The organism is Actinoplanes sp. CA-131856 (assembly GCF_050956135.1).
Classification (GTDB): Bacteria; Actinomycetota; Actinomycetes; order Mycobacteriales; family Micromonosporaceae; genus Actinoplanes.
The window spans coordinates 3,333,042-3,350,446 of the sequence record NZ_CP191849.1; the positions used below are offsets into that span (position 1 = coordinate 3,333,042).

The 17,405-nt window shown below is 69.7% G+C and carries 19 protein-coding genes; 11 read left to right on the forward strand and 8 right to left on the reverse strand.

Features of this window, described 5'->3' with window-relative positions; genetic code table 11:
- Nucleotides 1–69 precede the first annotated feature (69 nt).
- The 4 genes from ACQP2X_RS15640 to ACQP2X_RS15655 form a co-directional block, all read right to left on the reverse strand.
- A complete protein-coding gene (locus tag ACQP2X_RS15640) occupies nucleotides 70–459 on the reverse strand; it encodes a hypothetical protein (RefSeq protein WP_498697603.1) in 390 nt (129 codons plus the stop codon).
- A 162-nt stretch (nucleotides 460–621) separates the two neighbouring features.
- Nucleotides 622–1,008, reverse strand: a complete 387-nt coding sequence (locus ACQP2X_RS15645) for a hypothetical protein (protein WP_498697605.1) — start codon at nucleotides 1,006–1,008, stop codon at nucleotides 622–624.
- A 64-nt stretch (nucleotides 1,009–1,072) separates the two neighbouring features.
- Complete coding sequence (locus tag ACQP2X_RS15650) at nucleotides 1,073–2,260, reverse strand: chymotrypsin family serine protease (protein ID WP_498697607.1); 1,188 nt, start codon at nucleotides 2,258–2,260, stop codon at nucleotides 1,073–1,075.
- Between the two features lie 530 nt (nucleotides 2,261–2,790).
- Nucleotides 2,791–3,654, reverse strand: a complete 864-nt coding sequence (locus ACQP2X_RS15655; RefSeq protein ID WP_498697610.1) for a helix-turn-helix transcriptional regulator — start codon at nucleotides 3,652–3,654, stop codon at nucleotides 2,791–2,793.
- Nucleotides 3,655–3,754: 100 nt separating this feature from the next.
- Here ACQP2X_RS15655 and ACQP2X_RS15660 point away from each other — a divergent pair, with 100 nt between their 5' ends.
- Genes ACQP2X_RS15660 through ACQP2X_RS15670 form a run of 3 tightly spaced genes read left to right on the forward strand, consistent with a single transcriptional unit; the run spans nucleotide 3,755 to nucleotide 6,498 of the window.
- The gene (locus ACQP2X_RS15660; protein WP_498697612.1) at nucleotides 3,755–4,777 is read left to right on the forward strand and encodes a zinc-dependent alcohol dehydrogenase family protein; all 1,023 of its coding nucleotides are present in this window, start codon (nucleotides 3,755–3,757) and stop codon (nucleotides 4,775–4,777) included.
- A 39-nt stretch (nucleotides 4,778–4,816) separates the two neighbouring features.
- Nucleotides 4,817–5,863 (forward strand): NAD(P)-dependent alcohol dehydrogenase, encoded by a 1,047-nt coding sequence (locus ACQP2X_RS15665; protein WP_498700956.1) that lies wholly within the window; start codon nucleotides 4,817–4,819, stop codon nucleotides 5,861–5,863.
- Nucleotides 5,860–6,498 (forward strand): SDR family NAD(P)-dependent oxidoreductase, encoded by a 639-nt coding sequence (locus ACQP2X_RS15670; RefSeq protein WP_498697613.1) that lies wholly within the window; start codon nucleotides 5,860–5,862, stop codon nucleotides 6,496–6,498. Before ACQP2X_RS15665 ends, ACQP2X_RS15670 begins: the two co-directional genes overlap by 4 nt.
- Here ACQP2X_RS15670 and ACQP2X_RS15675 read toward each other — a convergent pair.
- Nucleotides 6,480–6,914, reverse strand: a complete 435-nt coding sequence (locus tag ACQP2X_RS15675) for a DUF6314 family protein (protein ID WP_498697615.1) — start codon at nucleotides 6,912–6,914, stop codon at nucleotides 6,480–6,482. The two genes, ACQP2X_RS15670 and ACQP2X_RS15675, sit on opposite strands and share 19 nt — an antisense overlap.
- A 15-nt stretch (nucleotides 6,915–6,929) precedes the next feature.
- Between ACQP2X_RS15675 and ACQP2X_RS15680 the strand changes: the two genes are divergently transcribed.
- From ACQP2X_RS15680 to ACQP2X_RS15690, 3 genes are all read left to right on the forward strand, one after another.
- Entirely contained in the window at nucleotides 6,930–7,511 is a 582-nt protein-coding gene (locus ACQP2X_RS15680; RefSeq protein ID WP_498697616.1) for a biotin transporter BioY, read from the forward strand.
- Between the two features lie 92 nt (nucleotides 7,512–7,603).
- Nucleotides 7,604–8,596, forward strand: a complete 993-nt coding sequence (locus ACQP2X_RS15685) for a molybdopterin-dependent oxidoreductase (protein WP_498697618.1) — start codon at nucleotides 7,604–7,606, stop codon at nucleotides 8,594–8,596.
- 249 nt (nucleotides 8,597–8,845) lie between these two features.
- Nucleotides 8,846–10,345 carry an amidohydrolase family protein gene (locus ACQP2X_RS15690; RefSeq protein ID WP_498697619.1) on the forward strand — a complete coding sequence of 500 codons (1,500 nt, stop codon included), beginning with the start codon at nucleotides 8,846–8,848 and terminating at the stop codon, nucleotides 10,343–10,345.
- A gap of 43 nt (nucleotides 10,346–10,388) precedes the next feature.
- Here the strand turns inward: ACQP2X_RS15690 and ACQP2X_RS15695 are convergent, their stop codons facing one another.
- Together ACQP2X_RS15695 and ACQP2X_RS15700 are read right to left on the reverse strand one after the other, a co-directional pair.
- Nucleotides 10,389–11,186, reverse strand: coding sequence for an alpha/beta fold hydrolase (locus tag ACQP2X_RS15695; RefSeq protein WP_498697621.1), 798 nt, complete (start codon nucleotides 11,184–11,186; stop codon nucleotides 10,389–10,391).
- Entirely contained in the window at nucleotides 11,183–11,752 is a 570-nt protein-coding gene (locus ACQP2X_RS15700; RefSeq protein ID WP_498697623.1) for a TetR/AcrR family transcriptional regulator, read from the reverse strand. The genes ACQP2X_RS15695 and ACQP2X_RS15700 overlap by 4 nt, the downstream gene beginning before the upstream one ends.
- A gap of 70 nt (nucleotides 11,753–11,822) precedes the next feature.
- On the opposite strand from ACQP2X_RS15700, the gene ACQP2X_RS15705 reads away from it, so the two are divergent.
- The 5 genes from ACQP2X_RS15705 (at nucleotide 11,823) to ACQP2X_RS15725 (ending at nucleotide 16,009) form a co-directional block, all read left to right on the forward strand.
- Complete coding sequence (locus ACQP2X_RS15705; protein WP_498697625.1) at nucleotides 11,823–12,230, forward strand: DUF488 domain-containing protein; 408 nt, start codon at nucleotides 11,823–11,825, stop codon at nucleotides 12,228–12,230.
- Nucleotides 12,231–12,271: 41 nt separating this feature from the next.
- A complete protein-coding gene (locus ACQP2X_RS15710; protein WP_498697627.1) occupies nucleotides 12,272–13,591 on the forward strand; it encodes a radical SAM protein in 1,320 nt (439 codons plus the stop codon).
- Between the two features lie 141 nt (nucleotides 13,592–13,732).
- Entirely contained in the window at nucleotides 13,733–13,909 is a 177-nt protein-coding gene (locus tag ACQP2X_RS15715) for a hypothetical protein (RefSeq protein ID WP_498697628.1), read from the forward strand.
- A 51-nt stretch (nucleotides 13,910–13,960) separates the two neighbouring features.
- Entirely contained in the window at nucleotides 13,961–14,491 is a 531-nt protein-coding gene (locus tag ACQP2X_RS15720) for an NfeD C-terminal domain-containing protein (protein ID WP_498697630.1), read from the forward strand.
- Nucleotides 14,492–16,009, forward strand: a complete 1,518-nt coding sequence (locus tag ACQP2X_RS15725; protein ID WP_498697632.1) for a flotillin family protein — start codon at nucleotides 14,492–14,494, stop codon at nucleotides 16,007–16,009. It begins immediately after the preceding gene.
- A 44-nt stretch (nucleotides 16,010–16,053) separates the two neighbouring features.
- On the opposite strand, the gene ACQP2X_RS15730 is transcribed toward ACQP2X_RS15725, so the two are convergent.
- Nucleotides 16,054–17,157 (reverse strand): glycoside hydrolase family 12 protein, encoded by a 1,104-nt coding sequence (locus ACQP2X_RS15730; protein ID WP_498697633.1) that lies wholly within the window; start codon nucleotides 17,155–17,157, stop codon nucleotides 16,054–16,056.
- Between the last annotated feature and the right edge of the window lie 248 nt (nucleotides 17,158–17,405).

The following is a 17,405-nucleotide window of genomic DNA, read 5'->3' on the forward strand; positions in this document are numbered from 1 at the left end:
GCGAGCCGCTTAGGTTCCGTGCGCGCTCGCGCCAAGGATGACTGCGACTGCAGCGGTCCGATGTCGGGCCTACGCGGGCACGGGCGTGATGCCCCACTTCTCACGAGCGAACCGCCAGAAAAGTGACACGGCCTCGGGAGCGGGCCGCACGATCCGCTCATCCCACCCGGCCGGAGCCCAATGCTCGATGAGCACGTCCTGAGTGCCAGGGTCGTCGGCCGGCTGCGGGCGGACCCAGATGACGTCGATCGGGCCGGCGTTCGGTACTGGTGTCGTGGTTACGGCCAGATCGTGCATCGACATGAAGCCTGCCATCCGGTCCGCCGCGGACGTCCGGATGCTGGCCACCACGTCGACCATGACCGGTGAGTGCGGGGCAGTCCACTCCGCTACTCGATCGGCGATCTGCTGCCAGTTCACCGCGTCGAAGCGGTCCAGGGCTCGCGCGTTGAGCGGCACTGAGAAAGCATGGCACTCGGTGCACTGATCTGTCGCTGACAGGACGCACATGCCGTGGCTGCGGCGCTGGCCGACGAAATGCCCACCCTGCTGCCGGAGACGATCTACGGCGGGGGCAGGGTGGGCGACGACATTCCGCAAGGGTTCGCGTTGCTTGGCTGGTCAGGGCGGTGGGGCGACGGCCGAGATCACGTGGATCATGGCGAACTCGCCGCCGGTGCTGAGGCAGTCCGCGGCAACCTCGGGCAGTTCCGTGTCGCTTGTTGTGGGGTTCGCGTAGCCGCCGGCGCCGGTGACCCGGCTGCCGACCGCTATGGGGTCGCGGTCCGGCACCTCGACGCCGGCGACCTCCGTGCCCTTCTTCCAGACCTTGGTGCCCGGTGGCCAGACGGCTACGTTGCGGGTGCCGCTGGTGCCGTCGGCCGTCGCGTCGAGAACGAAACAGTCGGCGTCGTCGAGGTAGCGGACGTAGCCGTCGACCTTGGCGTCGTCGGAGCGGTCCCGCACGTCGTGGACGAACAGTGTGGGATCGGTCTGTGCGACCGACACGTCTGATCCCGACCCGCAGCTCGCGCACGCCAGGGCCGCGAGAACGACGCCGACCGTCCGCGTCCTAATAAAGGGCAACTGTCACTCCTAGCGACGTCGGCAAGTATACGACTGGGGTGTAAAGATCGCGGTTGCCGAACCAGTATTTGTAACCTTGGTGGATGCCGTAGGCGCGATTGTTGGAGAACCACGCGCCTCCGCTGTCTCCGCCGGCGGCCGACCGGGTGTTCATCGCGACGAGGCCGCACCGGCTGCCGTTGCAGTGGGCGAGTTGATAGACCGTGTCGCAGTGATAACCGGACGCGTTGCCCTGCAGGCACATCTGCTGGCCCGTGATCGCCGCTCCGGTGCCGGTGACCGCGCGATAACCGGTGTTGGCGTAGAACTGGTTGGGAAAGCTGTGCCCGACGGCCCGGTGGACCTGGACGTCGCCGTAGTTGCCCGAGTGTTCGCTCACGAAGGTGAGAGCGACGCCGGCATATGACTGGGCGTTGCCGCAGTGCGCGGCCGTCGTGGTGCCGCGATACATCGACCAGATCACGTTGAACCCGGTCGTGCATCCTCCGCTGAGCCCTCGGCCGCCGTACACCGTGATGTCGTCGCCGCCGACGACGTCGCTCACGATCTGGACCTCGACCGGAAGATCGGTGTTCCCGGCGGGCAGGCCCGCCGTGAGGTTCGAGCGGAGGTCGGCCAGGCGGCCCCGGGCCACTGCCGAGGGCTGCACCATCACGGTTATCGCGCCAGTCTCGATGTCGTAACCCGAGGACGCGTCGGCCACCACGTCGGTGCGGCCGAGTACCGAGTAATGGACCTGTTCCAAGCGCTGCTTCAGTTCCGCCTCGCTGAACCCGCAGCCCGTGCGAACGGCGACCGGAACCGGAGAGGCACGGAGCATGTCGAGCGCCGATGCCGGAGCGTCGCCGGCGAATGCGACCCAGGCCCGGCTCTGGCCGTCGTCGACTATCCGTGCTCCGCCGTACTCGCCGGGGAACGCTTCCTGCACTTGGCCCACGACCTGTGAGAGCGACTCATGCCAGCCGTAGTCGTCGATGGCCTGCGCTACGGAGATGCCTTTCTGTGTGGCCAGCTGCGTGATGTCCTCGGTGGCGGATGAGGGAAGAGACGCGCGTTGCGAACTCCAGCTCGCCGATGGCATGACGATTTTGCTAGCTGCGCACGAAGTACCTTTGACCGGCGTCTTCGGTGCGGCTGAGACCGGTGCCGACGTGACGAAAAGCGTGATCGTCATGCCGACCGCGGCTACGAAGGTGGGACGTCCAAAAGTCCGACGATTCTCCACAGACACTCCTCCCGTAAATAATGTCCATGGGGTACGAGGCCGCCCTTATCGCCAGATCAAGCGCATTGACCGACCTCTATTGTTCGTAGGAGTAAACGTGGTGCGGCGGCGCTTCGCCACTCCCTCGGCATTCCGTCGCTGTCCAGCAGCACAACCGACAAGGCCGCTAAGTCCGGCCGATGGCTCCCCGATGGCACGTTTGCCTGCGAACGCCTCGGAACCCGTCCGATGTGGACTTACGGCGGCGAATGCCCGAAAACGCGGCGCGGCGGTTCAGCCGGAAGATGCTGAAGCGGTTTGCGGGAGGCCGCTTGTGGCAAGAGTGGGGGTGTGGCCAGCTGCAATCTGTGTCCGGCTGGGAGCCGGGACGTTCCTGATCAAGAAATGGCGGAGCATCTCAAGGAGGTGCATCCCGAGGTTGAGGCTGATGGGACTCTTCGGGCGGACGACAGTGTGATCGTGCCGGATGTGGGTGAGGACTAGCGGGGCTGCAGGGACGTGGTGGCGGCCCACGAAGCCAGCAGCGTCAACGCGTGAGCGGTGGGGGAGTCGGGCTCGGCGGCGTAGATGGTCATGCGCAGCGTGGGGTCGGCCACCAGCGCCATGGTCTCGTAGGCCAGGTCCAGGTCGCCCACCACGTGATGGTGGAAGTGCTTGACGCCGGTGCCGTGCAGGCGGACGTTGTGCGAGCCCCAGCGGCGGCGGAACTCGTCGCTTCGGGTGGACAGTTCGCCGACCAGGTCGTGCATGCTCTTGTCGTGCGGGTCCACACCGGCGGCGGTGCGCAGGTTGGCGACCGTCATGTCGGCGAACAGCGCCCAGTCGGGGTAGAAGCGGCGGGCCGCGCTGTCCAGGAACGTGAAACGGGCGAAGTTCGGTGGGGCGGACGTGTCGGCGTACAGGTCGCTGTGCATGGCCCGGCCGAGATGATTGGCGGCGATCAGGTCGGAACGGTGGTTCACGACGATCGCGGGAGCGTTGATGGTGTCGAGCGACCACTGCAGGCTGGGGCGGACCGTCGCCTGGCGGGGGCGGCGGCTCGGGCGCAGCAGGGCGCCGCTGCCGTTGGCCTCCTGGGCCAGGTGCATCAGGTGGGCCCGTTCGGCGTCGTCCAGGCGCAGCGCCCGGGCGATCGCCTCGAGCACGCCGGCCGAGACGCCGGCCAGTGAACCCCGTTCGAGTTTCGCGTAGTACTCGACGCTCATGCCGGCCAGCGCGGCCACCTCGCTGCGCCGCAGGCCGGGCACGCGCCGCTGGCCGGCCGACGGGATGCCCGCGGCCTCCGGGGTGATCTTCGCCCGGCGCGAGGTGAGGAACTCGTGCACTTCGACTCGGTTGTTCACCCCTCGACGGTAGGACGGGACGGGCCCGGGTGGGATGTACTGGCGGTACACCCCTTGTCAGGAACTCCCGCGCGCCGGGCCGGGCTGGTTGCCTGGAAGCATGCGAGGAGCGATTTTGTACGGCCCGGGCGACGTCCGGGTCCAGGAGCGGCCCGATCCGCGGATCGAGCAGCCGACCGACGCGGTCATCCGCATCAGTGCGGCTTGTGTCTGCGGGTCGGACCTGTGGCCGTACCGGGGAATCCAGCCGGTCGACGGACCGGCGCCGATGGGACACGAATATGTGGGCGTCGTCGAAGAGGTCGGCAGCGCCGTGACGAGCCTCGCGAAGGGGCAGTTCGTCGTCGGGTCGTTCTGGGCCTCGGACAACACCTGCGAGATCTGCCGGGCCGGCTATCAGAGCGCCTGCCTGCACCGCGTGCCGATGGGGTCGCTGGGATCGCAGGCCGAATATCTGCGGGTGCCGCTGGCCGACGGGACGCTCGTGGCCACGCCCGAGATGCCGTCGGCCGACCTGATTCCCAGCTATCTGGCCGCCTCGGACGTACTGGGCACCGGGTGGTTCGCGGCCACGGCGGCCGAGGCCGGGCCGGGCCGGACCGTCGCGGTGGTCGGGGACGGGGCGGTCGGTCTGCTGGCCGTGCTCGCGGCCAAGCAGCTCGGGGCGGAGCGGATCATCGCGATGAGCCGGCACGCCGACCGGCAGAAGCTGGCGCTGGAGTTCGGGGCGACCGACATCGTCACCGAGCGCGGGGACGAGGGCATCGCCCGGATCAAGGAGATGACCGGCGGGATCGGCGCCGACTCGGTGGTCGAGGCGGTCGGCACGCAGGAGTCGATGATGCAGGCCATCCGGTCGGCCCGGCCCGGCGGCAACGTCGGCTTCGTCGGAGTGACCCACGACGTGTCGCTGCCGGGCATGGAGATGTTCTGGTCGCTGGTGAAACTCCAGGGCGGGCCGGCGCCCGTACGCCGATTCCTGCCCCACCTGATGGAGCTGATCGGGAACCGCGTGATCGAGCCCGGCAAGGTTTTCGACCTCGAGCTTCCGTTGGAACGGGCGGCCGAGGGGTACCAGGCCATGGACGAACGCCGGGCTGTCAAAGCTCTGCTCCGTCCGTGACAATCTTGCTTGCAGAAGCAACCTAAGAAGGAGTACGTCATCCTCACCGTCAACGCCATCGCCGCCCCGTCCGCCACCGAGCCGCTCGTGCGCACCACGATCGAGCGCCGTGACCTGGGGCCGAAGGACATTTTGATCGAGATCCGGTACGCCGGCATCTGCCACTCGGACATCCACACCGTGCGCGGCGAGTGGGGCGACGTGCCGTACCCGCTGACCGTCGGTCACGAGATCGTCGGCGTCGTCGCGGACGCCGGGGCCGAGGTCACCCGCTTCACGAACGGCGACCGCGTCGGCGTCGGCTGCATGGTCAACTCGTGCCGGGACTGCGACAACTGCCGCGCCGGGCAGGAGCAGTACTGCCTGGCCAGCAACACCGGCACCTACGCCAGCGTCGACCGCGACGGCACCATCACCCAGGGCGGCTACTCGACGCACGTCGTGGTCGACGAGGACTTCGTGCTGCGGGTGCCTTCGGAGATCCCGTACGAGAAGGCCGCGCCCCTGCTCTGCGCCGGCATCACCACGTACTCGCCGCTGGCGCACTGGAACGCCGGGCCCGGCAAGAAGGTCGCCGTGGTCGGCCTGGGCGGCCTGGGCCACATGGCCGTGAAGATCGCGGCCGCGATGGGCGCCGACGTCACCGTGCTGTCGCAGACCCTGGGCAAGAAGGACGACGGGCTCGCGTTCGGCGCCACCGCCTATCACGCGACCGGCGACCCGGCCACGTTCGAGGCCCTGGCCAACAGCTTCGACCTGATCGTGAACACGGTCAGTGCCCCGATCGACATGGCCGCCCACCTGGGCCTGCTGCGCCTCGGCGGCACGCTGGTCAGCGTCGGCGCCCCGCCCGAGCCGCTGCCCGTGCAGGTGTTCAGCCTGTTCAACAACCGTCGCTCGTTCGCCGGCTCCAGCATCGGCAGCATCGCCGAGACCCAGGAGATGCTCGACTTCTGCGCCGAGCACGGCATCGCGCCCGAGGTGGAGATCATCGGCGCCGACGACGTGAACGAGGCGTACGAGCGCGTGCTCAAGTCGGACGTGCGTTACCGCTTCGTCATCGACATTGACACTCTTAGGGCATGACCACACTTGCCATCGTCGGCGCGGGCGACGGGCTCGGCCTGGCCGTCGCCCGTCGCTTCGGCGCCGAAGGTTTCAGCGTCGCGCTCGTCGCCCGCCGTCAGGAGCGGCTCGACCAGCTGGCGGCGGAAATCAAAGGTTCCCGGGGGTACGCAGCCGACGTGCTCAACGCGGAAGCGCTGGCCTGGGCCCTGGAACGGGCGGCCAACGACCTCGGGCCGATCGAGGTGTTGCAGTACAGCCCGCTGCCGCAGCGGCAGTTCCTGAAACCGGTGCTGGAGACGTCGGTGGAGGAGATGCGCGAGGCCGTCGAGTTCTCGGTGGCCGGGCCGATGACCGCGGTGAACCAGGTGCTGCCGGGGATGCGGGAGCTGGGCCGCGGCACGATCCTGTTCGTCAACGGCGGCAGCGGGGCCCGGCCCAACCCGCGGGTCGGCGGCACGTCGATCGCTTTCGCGGGCGAGGGGGCGTACGGGCAGATGCTCCATGAGACCCTCAGCGCCGAAGGCGTGCACGTCGGGCAGCTGATCATCCCGGGGGCGATCGAGCCGGGCCAGGCGGACGAGCTCGCGGAGAAGCTCTGGCGGATGCACAGCGACCGCGGCGAGTTCCGGGTGTATCACCGGGATCTCTCGTAGGACGTCAGCAGCTCGTAGTCCTTGTTCGGGCCGGTCGCGTGCCAATGCTCGGTGTAACTGTCCGGGCCGGTGATGCGGCCGGCCACGACGTAGGTGTCGGCCGCGCACGGATGCTCGGCCGACCAGGCGCCGTCGCTGAGGTCGAGCAGGTAGAAGGGGCGGCCGTCAGCGAAGGTGACGTCGAGGCGGCGACCGCCCCGGTCGTGGTAGCGGAGCGACCTCGTGGCCGGGCCGCGATGATCACCGTACGACAGCTCGCCCTGCTCGAAATATGACAGATCGTCACCGAACTCGGCCGTCCCGGCGAACGAGCCCTCGACACCGGCCCGATGGTCGAGGATGCGCCGGCGCACCCGCCAGCGGCCGCGGAGGAACGCCGCCGCCGAGGCGTCCCTATGATCGTCAGGATCCGTCACCCCTCGGAGGTTCTCATGACGCAGTCCGTCGCGCTCACCCGGCCCCGGCCGCTCGTCCTGGCCGACCTGATCCCCGGCTCCCTGGCCCGCGACATCGCGCTGGTCGTCGGTGGCGCCGGCGTCGTCGGCGCGCTGGCCCAGGTCGCCGTGCACATTCCGGGCACCCCGGTCCCGATCACCGGTCAGACCCTGGGCGTCCTGCTCGTCGGCACCGCGTTCGGCATGCGCCGGGCGGCGGCCACCATCGCCCTGTACGCGGTGGCCGGCGTCCTCGGCGTGCCGTGGTTCGCCGACCACACCAGCGGCTACTCGACGGCGTCGTTCGGCTATGTGGTGGGCTTCCTGGCCGCCGCGACCCTGTGCGGCTGGCTGGCCGAGCGGGGGGCCGACCGCTCGGTGTGGCGGGCGATCCCGGCGATGCTCGCGGGCGAGGTGCTCATCTACGGCATCGGCATGGCGTGGCTGGCGGTGGCGGCCGACCTGACCCTGAGCCAGACGATCAGCCAGGGCCTCACCCCGTTCCTGCTCGGCGACGCGATCAAGGCGGCGCTGGCGGCCGGTCTGTTGCCGGCGGTCTGGAAGCTCGTCCGGCGTTGAACCCGCTCTACGTCGGCGCTCGGGCGTTGAGCCCGCGGCCGTTCGGCGCTCGGGCGTTGAACCTGCGGCCGTTCGGCGCGTAGAAGATAGGCATGAGACAGGGCGGGCGACGGGTCGATCTCGTCCTCGGCCTGCTCCTGATCGCCGGCGTGCTGACCGGGATCGTGGCCAACACCATCGGCGTGAGATGGCCGCTCAACCTGATCCAGCTGCACGCCGCCGGGGCCCTGGCCATCCTGCTCCTGGCGCCCTGGAAGTACGTGGTGATCCGCCGCGGCCTGCGCAACCCGCGGCAGCGGCGGCCCACCAAGGCACTGTCCCTGGCCCTGTTGTTCTTCGTGCTGGTCACGATCGGCAGCGGCCTGCTGCACTCGACGGGCCGGGTCGAGCACGTCGGCCCGCTCACGCTGATGCAGATCCACGTGGGGGCCGCGGTCGGCGCGGTGCTCACGGTCGTGGCGCATTTCTTCGGCCATTGGGTACGCCCACGGCGCGCCGACGTCGACCGAAGAGCCCTCCTGCGGCTGGCCGCCCTGGGCGCGGGCGCCGCCGTGGCGACGGCGGCCTGGGACGCGTGGGGGGCCACGGCCCGCCGTTTCACCGGTTCGGTGCCACGTTCGTCGCTGCTGGTCACCTCATGGATCAACGACGGCATCCAGCGCGTCGACCCGGCGCGGTGGCGTCTGGAAGTGGGCGCCATGTCGTTCGACTACGCGGACATCCTGGCCCTGCCGCACGAGCGGTTCACCGCGACCCTCGACTGCACAAGCGGCTGGTACAGCACCCAGGAGTGGGAGGGAATCCGCCTCAGCACCCTCCTCGACCACGCGGGCGTCACCCAGGGCGGCTGGCGCAGTGTCGAGGTGCTCTCCACGACGGGCTTCTCCCGCTGGTTCGGCGCCGACACCCTTGACGACATCTGGCTGGTCACGGCCGTCGGCGGAGAGCCTTTGTCGTACGGGCACGGCTTCCCGGCCCGCATCGTGGCCCCCAGCCGCCGCGGCTTCTGGTGGGTCAAGTGGGTGACCTCGATCCAGCCTTCATCCCGCCCGCCCTGGACCCAGCCGGTCTTCCCGCTCAGCTGAGCGGCGCCCGCGCCTTCCCTTGCCGCCTTTCCTGGCGGCTTTCCCTGGTGGCCTTTCCTTGCCGCCTTCCCCGGCGGCCTTTCCTTGCCGCTTTTTCGCCTGGCCGCTTGTGTGCCGGCCCTTCTCGCGCCTGGCTCGCGGGTATAGCTAGGCCTACCCGGCAGAGGGGGTCTAGCACCAGTGCCCCGCGCGGCCGCGACCGGAAGGCTGGTCCGTGACAGCAGCAGCGTATCCGTGAAGGAGACGAGCATGCAGCGGCGGACCATCCTGACAGGAACGGCGCTCGGTGTGGCCGGAGCGGCGCTCGGCGTGACACGACCGGCGGAGGCCGCGCGAAGCCCTCTTCTCGCCATCCGGGGCGTGACCGTGATCGACGCGCGCGGGGGCGCGAGGCGGGGCCATACGGTGCTCGTCCGGGGTGACCGCATCCTCGACGTAGCGCCCGCCGAGCGGGTCCCGGTGCCCGCCGGGGCCACGGTCGTCGACGGGCGAGGTAAGTTCCTCATCCCGGGCCTGGCCGACATGCACACCCACGCCACTGGCATCGACGACACCGATCCCGAGCTTTACGTGGTAAACGGCGTCACCACCACCCGGCAGATGTCGGGCGGGGAGCAGGCGCGCGCCTGGCGCCAGCAGATAGCCGACGGCGAGCGCCTCGGACCGCGCTGGGTGATCGGCAGCCGCATCGTCGACGGATCACCGTCACTGTGGGACGGGCTGGACGCCGATGGCGGCATCCACATCACGGTCGCCACCCCCGACGAGGCGCGGGCCGCCGTGCGGCGCGAGCATGCGGCGGGGGCGGCCTTCATCAAGACGTACTCGCGGCTGTCCCGCGAATCGTTCCTGGCCGTCGCCGACGAGTGCCGCAAGCTCGGCCTGCCGTTCCTCGGCCACGTGCCCGACGTCGTCCCGCTCAGCGAGGCCAGCGACCGCGGCCTGCGAACCGTCGAGCATCTGTTCACCATCTGGTACGACACGTCGTCCGACGAGGAGCGCCTGCGCCGGGCCGTGGCCGCCGTGCCGATCGGCCCCGGCGACTACAACGGCTGGTTCAACCGGATGCACCCGCTGGAATACGCGGCGGCGCGCACCTACGACCGCCGCAAGGCCGGCTGGGTGTTCCACCGCCTGGCCGCCAACGGCACTTTCGTGACACCGACCCTGGTGCTACACGAGACCAACGACAGGCCGGAGGCCATCAACCGGCACGACCCGCGCTACCGCTACGTCAGCGCCGACATGATCGGCTACTGGGACTGGGCCCTGGAAAGCCTCTACCTCCCCGGCCGTACGCCCCAACGGGTGACCGAGTCGACAGAGCTGTTCCACCGCCGGCTGCGCCTGACCGCCGACCTGGCCGCGGCCGGCGTGCCACTGATGGCCGGCACCGACCTGGGCACCACGTACCTCATGCCCGGCTTCAGCGTCCACGACGAGCTGGCCTTGATGGTCCGAGCGGGCCTGAAACCCATGCAGGCCTTGGCCACCGCCACCCTGAACCCGGCCCGCTACCTGGGCCGCCGCGACCTCGGCGTCATCTCCGCAGGCGCCGTGGCCGACCTGGTACTCCTGGACGCCAACCCGCTGCACGACATCCACAACACCACCCGCATCAACAGCGTCGTAGTCCGCGGCGACCTCATAGACCCCCACCACCGCCACCAGATCCTCGCCGACATCGAAACAGAGGTGAAGCAGCCGAAGGTAGCCGCCGCAGTCCCACAGCGAGCCTGCCCCTGCTGACCCGCCGCCCTTGGACGGCAGGGTGCGGTTCGGCGCGGCGGCCCTAACTCTCCTGGTCGGTCCAGAAGTTGCGCAGGGCGGTGGCCATCAGCTCCGGGGCGAGGCTCGGGGCGAAATGCGACTGGCCGGGCCAGCTGATTCGGTGGGCGTGGGGGAGGGCCGCGGCCAGGGCGTCCATGCTGGCCGGCATCGGGTCCCAGGTGTCGGCGCCCTGGAGGATCAAGGTGGGAACGGTCAGGTCGGCCGCGAAGTGTGGGTCGTCGTCGGCCAGGGCCTCCAGGTCGTGCAGCCAGCCGGCTTCCGCAGCCGGGTTGCGTGACGGTGGGCCGAATGCGGCGGCGATCCGGCGCGGCACCTGGGTCACCTCGTTGAGCACGGCGAACATGCCGGCGTGGTCGTCGCGTTCGAAGCAGTTCCGGTAGCGGTCGAGCAACAGGGCGATGTGCGGTCCGATGGCGAACAGCGGCGGTTCGAAGACGGTCAGCGAGAGCAGCGCGGACGGGGGTGATGCGACTGCGACTGTGGCTGCGGTGTGCAGGGCGAGGATGGCGCCGTATGAGGCGCCTACCAAGTGAGCGGGGCGGCCCACTGCGGTGAGGATGGCCGCTACGTCGGCTGTCTCGTCCTTGAATGACTTGCGTGCTGGTGGGACGTCGCTGGGGGCGTAGCCGCGGCGGGCGGGGTTCCACAGTTCGTAGGTGTCGGCCAGCTGCGCCACCAGCGGGTCCCAGCTGTGCAGGCCGCCTCCTGAGCCGTGCAGGAGAACTACGGGAGTGCCCGCGCCCTCTCGGCGGACGGTCAAGCGGGTGCCGTCGGGGGAGCGTACGTCGATGAGGGTCATGGGGCTTCCTTGGTGGAGAGGAGGGTGTGCAAGTCGTCGACGATGGCTCGGAACGACGTGTCCAGGTCTCGGGGGTGGCCGAAACCGCCTGACGCCTCCAGCGTGGCGAAGCCGTGCAGGGTGCTGCGGAGCAGGCGGATCCGGTCGGTCAGAGCGGGCTCTACCAAGCCGTAGCCGCGCAGCGTGGCGTAGCTGAGCTCTATCAGGCGGACGTGGCCGGGGGAGTTCAGGCCGATCTCCGGGGGCAGCTGGAGGTTCGTCGCCGCGTACTGGCCCGGGTGGGTCACCGCGAACGCCCGGTACGCGGCGGCGAAGCCGGTCAGGGCGTCGCGGCCCGAACGGCCGGCCACCGCCAGCGACAAACGGTCGGCGAACAGCGCCGCGGCCCGGACGGCCACCTGATGCAGCAGCGCCTCCCGGTTGCGGACATGGCCGTACAGGCTGGCGTCGGCCACCCCGAAATGCCTCGCCACCGCCGCGACCGTCAACCGGTCCAGGCCGAGCGTGTCGGCCAGCTCGGCCGCCGCCATGGCGACGCGCTCGGTGGTCAAGCCCTGCCGTGGCATCAGGAGTCCTTGGGTGCATCGGATAAACCTAGGACCCCTAGGATAAGCGGGCGAGGTAAGAATGGGAACGATGAAAACGGAAGTCGGGCGCATCTACGACGAGGTGACCCCCGGTGGCGAGGCGGCGCGGGTGCTCGTCGACCGGCTCTGGCCACGTGGGGTCAGCAAGGAGCGGGCCGCCCTCGACGAATGGTGCAAGCAGGTCGCTCCTACGCCTGAGCTGCGCAAGTGGTACCGCCACGACCCTGACAAGTTCCCCGAGTTCCGGCGGCGCTACGAGGCCGAGCTGGCGAACGGCGAGCAGGCCCAGGCTCTGGCGCATCTGCGTGAGCTCGCGCAAAGTAGGCCTCTGCTGCTGCTCACCGCCAGCAAGGATGTCGCGATCAGCGAGGCCGCCGTGCTCGAAGAACTGCTGGGAGGCGGGCGAGGTGTCGCAAACGTCTCTGTCCCGGGACCCGGCGGCGGCGCTCAGACGTGATGACATGGAATGAGGTCAACTCAGCAATGGCAGGAGGGCGCATGTCGTCACGGACGGATCTCGTCGAAGATCTGATGGGCCGTTTCCCGCACATCCCGCGCGAAGCGGTCATCAAGGAAGACCTGCTGCGTGGCGGGCTGGCCTTCGACGACTCCGCGCTCACCGACAACGAGGGCGGCGACGTCAAGCCGAAGTCGTACTTCATCTTCTCGTTCGACCACCGGACGCTGCCGGAGCTCGGCACCGCGGCCCTGCGGCGGCCGCCTGAGGAGATCGTGCTGACCGGTGGACCGTACGGGCTCCGCCGCACTGTTGTTTCGGTCCGCACCAATCCCGACTCGCCGTACAAGGTGAAGGCCGGCGAGGACGGAAAGCTTCAGCTCTTCCTCGACGGCAAGCCGATCGCCGACGTCGGTGTGCCGCCCATGCCGGACTACTACCGGCACACCCTGGCCAACGGCAAGCAGGTCATGGAGGTCGCCCCGACGATCCAGTGGGGCTACCTGATCTATCTGACCGCCTATCGCCTCTGTCAGTACTTCGGCGCGACCGAGGAATGTCAGTACTGCGACATCAACCACAACTTCCGCCAGCACAAGGCGGCCGGGCGGCCGTACACGGGTGTGAAGCCGGTCGAGGAGGTCCTCGAGGCGCTCGAGATCATCAACAAGTACGACACCGCGCAGACGTCGACCGCGTACACGCTGACCGGCGGCAGCATCACGCGGCAGGTCGCCGGGCTGGCCGAGGCCGACTTCTACGGCCAGTACGCCCAGGCGATCGAGGAGCGTTTCCCGGGCCGCTGGATCGGCAAGGTCGTCGCCCAGGCGCTGCCGCGCGCCGACGTGCAGCGCTTCAAGGACTACGGCATCCAGATCTACCACCCCAACTACGAGGTGTGGGACAAGCGCCTGTTCGAGCTGTACTGCCCGGGCAAGGAGCGCTACGTGGGCCGCACCGAGTGGCACAAGCGGATCCTGGAGTCGGCGGAGGTTTTCGGCCCGCGCAACGTCATCCCGAACTTCGTGGCCGGCGTCGAGATGGCCGAGCCGTTCGGCTTCACGACCGTCGACGAGGCGATCGAGTCGACGACCGAAGGCCTCCAATACTTCATGTCCAGGGGCATCACGCCGCGCTTCACCACCTGGTGCCCCGAGCCGACCACGCCGCTCGGCAAGACGAACCCGCAGGGCGCGCCGCTGGAGTACCACATCCGGCTGCTCGAGGCGTACCGCGCGACCATGGAGTCGAACGGCCTGTCGAGCCCGCCCGGATACGGCCCGCCCGGAGCCGGCAACGCCGTCTTCTCGGTCAGCTCGTTCATGGACACGCTGCCGGCCGAGACGCCCATCGAGGAGTGAGGCGCTAAGGCGTCAGCGCGAAAAGTTTGGCCAGCCGGAGCCCGGCGGCGTGCGGGAACGTGGAGAACCGCGCCGCCGTCAGCTCCGGCCTCGATCAACCTGGGCGCCATCGACGACTTCGGCCCCGAGATCCGCCGGAAGGTGGACCGCAACTCCATGCTCTTCATGTTCGACCTGTGGTCGGCCGACGACGTGCGCGAGCACGCCGAGAGCATCTTCAAGGCGGTGGCCCGCGGCAGCATGCCGTGCGACGGCGCCTGGGCCGAGGAGCACACGCTGCTGCTGCGCCGCTGGATCGACGGAGGCGCCCCGGCGTGACTGGCGGGGTTGCACTACCCTGACCTGGCGTTCGGTGGGGGAGGCGGCGACATGGCGACGGCCACGGCGATCTATCTGGTGATCGGTGCTGTCGGCGTCGGTGTGCTGGCGCTCTCCCTGCTCGGCGGCGAGCTGCTCAGCTTCCTGCACGTCGGCGACGGCCCGGTGTCGCTCGAGGTCGTCGCCGGTTTCGTGGGCGCGTTCGGCTTCGCGAGCGCGATCACCGCGGAGCTTTCCGGTACGGCTGTGCTGGCCCCGCTCATCGGCCTCGTCGCTGCCGTGCCCACCGCCTGGCTGGCCCTTCGCCTCGGCCGCGCCGCCCGCACCATGCCGACCGACGCCACACCGCGCCGGCAGGACCTCGTGGGCACGCTCGGCGTGATCGTCACGGCCGTGCCCAGTGGCGCCGGCTACGGCGAGGTGCGGATTCTTCTGGGCGGGCAACCGGTCAAGCTGTACGCCCGGGCCGAGCACCCGATTGCCGCCGGCGCCCAGGTCTTCGTGGTCGAGGCGCCGTCGGACACCAGCGTCGTCGTCGAGCAAACCCTCCAGATCCACCCTCACACCCCTGGAAAGGCCTAGATGTCACCTCTGCTCATCGCCATCGGCGGTGCCGTGCTGCTCATCATCCTCGTGATCCTGTTCGTGCTGTCCCGGATCAAGGTGGCCGGCCCGAACGAGGCGTTCATCATCACCGGCCGCAAGGGCCGCGTGACCCAGTCCGCGGACGGCACCAACACCACCGACCTGTCCGGGCAGAAGGTCGTCATGGGCGCCTCGGTGTTCGTGCTTCCGGTCGTGCAGAAGCTCCAGTCGCTCGACCTGTCCAGCCGCCGCATCGACGTCGGCATCAAGGGCGCCGTCTCCAAGCAGGGCATCCGGGCCGACCTGCACGGCGTGGCGATCGTCAAGGTGGGTGGCAACGAGGGCGCCATCCGGGCCGCCGCCCAGCGCTTCCTGCACCAGCAGGCCGAGATCGAGGAGTTCACCCGCGAGGTGCTCGCGGGCGCGCTGCGCTCGATCGTCGGCCGGCTCACGGTCGAGGAGATCATCCGCGACCGGGCCGCGTTCGCCAGCGCGGTGGCCGAGGAGGCCGAGCACTCGATGACCAACCAGGGTCTGGTGCTCGACACGTTCCAGCTCCAGGACATCCTGGCCGAGGGGTCGTACCTGCAGGACCTCGGCCGTCCCGAGGCGGCCCGCGTGCTCAAGGACGCCGCGATCGCCGAGGCCCGCGCCCGTCAGCAGGCCGAGCAGGAGCGTCTGCTGGCCGAGGAGGCCATCGCCGAGGCGCAGCGCAACCTGTCGCTCAAGCAGGCCGGCATCCAGGCCGAGATCGACGCGGCCAAGGCCAAGTCGGCCGCGGCCGGCCCGCTGGCCCAGGCCGAGCGCGACCAGGCCGTCCTGGCCGAGCAGCAGAAGGTGGCCGAGCGCAACGCCGAGCTCAAGCAGCGCCAGCTCGACACCGAGGTCCGCAAGCCGGCCGACGCCCAGCGCTACAAGGTGGAGCAGGAAGCCGAGGCCAACCGGGCCGCGGCCGTGCTGCACGCCGACGCGCAGCGGCAGTCGGTCATCGCGGCCGCGCAGGCGTCGGCCGAGCAGGCCCGCCTGACCGGTGAGGGCGAGCGGGCCCGCCGGGCCGCGCTGGCCGAGGCGAACGCCATCGAGGGCGCCAAGGAGGGTGAGGCGGAACAGCGCCGGCGCTCGGCGATCGCCGAGGCCATCGAGCGTGAGGGCGCCGCCGAGGCGGCCGCGATCCTGGCCAAGGGCGGCGCCGAGGCCGAGGCCATGGCGAAAAAGGCGGAGGCGTTCGCGGCGTACGGCGAAGCGGCCGTCCTCGATCTGCTCGTCCGCGTCCTGCCGCAGGTCGTCGAGGCGGCCGCGGCCCCGATGGGCTCGATCGACAAGATGACAGTCATCTCCACCGACGGCGCTTCGTCGCTGACCAAGTCGGTGGCGAACAACGTCGCCCAGGGCCTCCAGCTGGGCACCGACCTGACCGGCATCGACCTGGCCGGCCTGCTCAGCAAGCTGGGCGCCACCCACGCGGGCACCCCGGCCGCGAACGGCAAGCCGGCCGAGCTCGAAGCCGACCGCTGACGTCGTCGAGAGGGCCGCGCGACGTGCGCGGCCCTCTCGCACGCTCAGCTGTAGTTGAGCGAGAAGCTGTTGGTGGTGAAGGCCGACTGGCCGGCGGTGCCGGTCACCTCGAAGCCGAACTGGAGCTCGCCGACGGTCACGTCGCCCCACCAGTTGTTGGTGCGCAGCCAGTTCATGATGGCCAGGACGTCGATCGTGCCGGCGTTGGTGTTGGTGCGCACGAAGGAGAAGACGGCGTTGGCGCCGTTCGAGCCCCGGTAGACGTTCCAGGTGTGGCCGCCGACCGACAGGTTGCGGACCGTCGGGACGGCGCCGTTGGCGTCGTACGACTCGGCGATCGGGCCGACCGCGCCGTGCTGGTTCGTCCAGAGCATGACCTCGTAGGCGTGGTTGTTGGCCCAGATGTCGTACGCCGTCGTGTAGTCGCCGTCGGCCGGCACCGTCACGTTGAACGAGCTGGTCACCGACGACAGCGAGCTCAGCGTCCGGTTCAGGGTCTTGCCGGTGTTCGGGTACGACTTGACGCCGCTGGTGCGCGGGTGGTTGGCCAGCACACCCCAGTTCGTGCCGCTGCGGGCCCAGATCGTCTGCGTGCCGGCGCCCGAACCCCAGATGTTGTTGTAGAGCGTGTAGCCGTTGTTGGTCCACGACGCCCACTGGCCCGAGTCGACCCAGGCCGCGTCCGCCGGCACGCCGGTCGTCGGCGGCGGGGTGGTCGTGGGCGGCGGGGTGGTCGGGGTGGTCGGCGTGACCGAGCCCGTGCAGGCCGTGCCGTTGAGCGTGAACGCCGTCGGCACCGCGTTGGTGCCGGTCGCGGCGCCGTTGAAGCCGAACGAGACGGTTCCGTTGGTGGCGACACTGCCGTTGTAGCCGGCGTTGCGCGCCGTGACCTGCGCGCCCGACTGGGTCAGGGCGGTGTTCCAGGCCTGGGTGACGGTCTGGCCATTGGCGTACGACCACACGAGCGCCCACGAGGTGAGCGGATCACCGAGGTTGGTGATCGTGACGTTGGCCCCGAAGCCGCCGGGCCACTGGCTGCTGACGGTGTAGGCGACCCGGCATCCGGCCGCCGCCGAGGCGGGCAGAGCGACGGCGGCGGTGATCGCCGTGGCCGCCGCCAGGGAGAGCGCGAGGGTGCGTTTCCGCATGTCAATCCAATCCGCACATCGTCGAAGCGCTTCGATCGGGGGCGCCGAGAACTTCGACAGTCATCAATGGGTTGAGGGGATGGTAGGCCCTTGGGAGCGCTCCCGTCGAGATGCCACGAGAGGTGACGACTTCCATCGATACGACGCCTGGTCATGGGCGAGGGCTGAGCAGCGTCTGTCACGTTGGACACATCGCCGTCACTTCCCGTTTCCCACCTGTAACGTTGAATGTCGCCCCGGGCGGCTCA

Coding starts and splice junctions, on each gene's coding strand:
- ACQP2X_RS15650 (WP_498697607.1), bottom strand. CDS start 2,260: ATGACGATCACGCTTTTCGTCACGTCGGCACCGGTCTCAGCCGCACCG.
- ACQP2X_RS15660 (WP_498697612.1), top strand. CDS start 3,755: ATGCGAGGAGCGATTTTGTACGGCCCGGGCGACGTCCGGGTCCAGGAG.
- ACQP2X_RS15670 (WP_498697613.1), top strand. CDS start 5,860: ATGACCACACTTGCCATCGTCGGCGCGGGCGACGGGCTCGGCCTGGCC.
- ACQP2X_RS15680 (WP_498697616.1), top strand. CDS start 6,930: ATGACGCAGTCCGTCGCGCTCACCCGGCCCCGGCCGCTCGTCCTGGCC.
- ACQP2X_RS15685 (WP_498697618.1), top strand. CDS start 7,604: ATGAGACAGGGCGGGCGACGGGTCGATCTCGTCCTCGGCCTGCTCCTG.
- ACQP2X_RS15690 (WP_498697619.1), top strand. CDS start 8,846: ATGCAGCGGCGGACCATCCTGACAGGAACGGCGCTCGGTGTGGCCGGA.
- ACQP2X_RS15695 (WP_498697621.1), bottom strand. CDS start 11,186: ATGACCCTCATCGACGTACGCTCCCCCGACGGCACCCGCTTGACCGTC.
- ACQP2X_RS15700 (WP_498697623.1), bottom strand. CDS start 11,752: ATGCCACGGCAGGGCTTGACCACCGAGCGCGTCGCCATGGCGGCGGCC.
- ACQP2X_RS15705 (WP_498697625.1), top strand. CDS start 11,823: ATGAAAACGGAAGTCGGGCGCATCTACGACGAGGTGACCCCCGGTGGC.
- ACQP2X_RS15710 (WP_498697627.1), top strand. CDS start 12,272: ATGTCGTCACGGACGGATCTCGTCGAAGATCTGATGGGCCGTTTCCCG.
- ACQP2X_RS15720 (WP_498697630.1), top strand. CDS start 13,961: ATGGCGACGGCCACGGCGATCTATCTGGTGATCGGTGCTGTCGGCGTC.
- ACQP2X_RS15725 (WP_498697632.1), top strand. CDS start 14,492: ATGTCACCTCTGCTCATCGCCATCGGCGGTGCCGTGCTGCTCATCATC.
- ACQP2X_RS15730 (WP_498697633.1), bottom strand. CDS start 17,157: ATGCGGAAACGCACCCTCGCGCTCTCCCTGGCGGCGGCCACGGCGATC.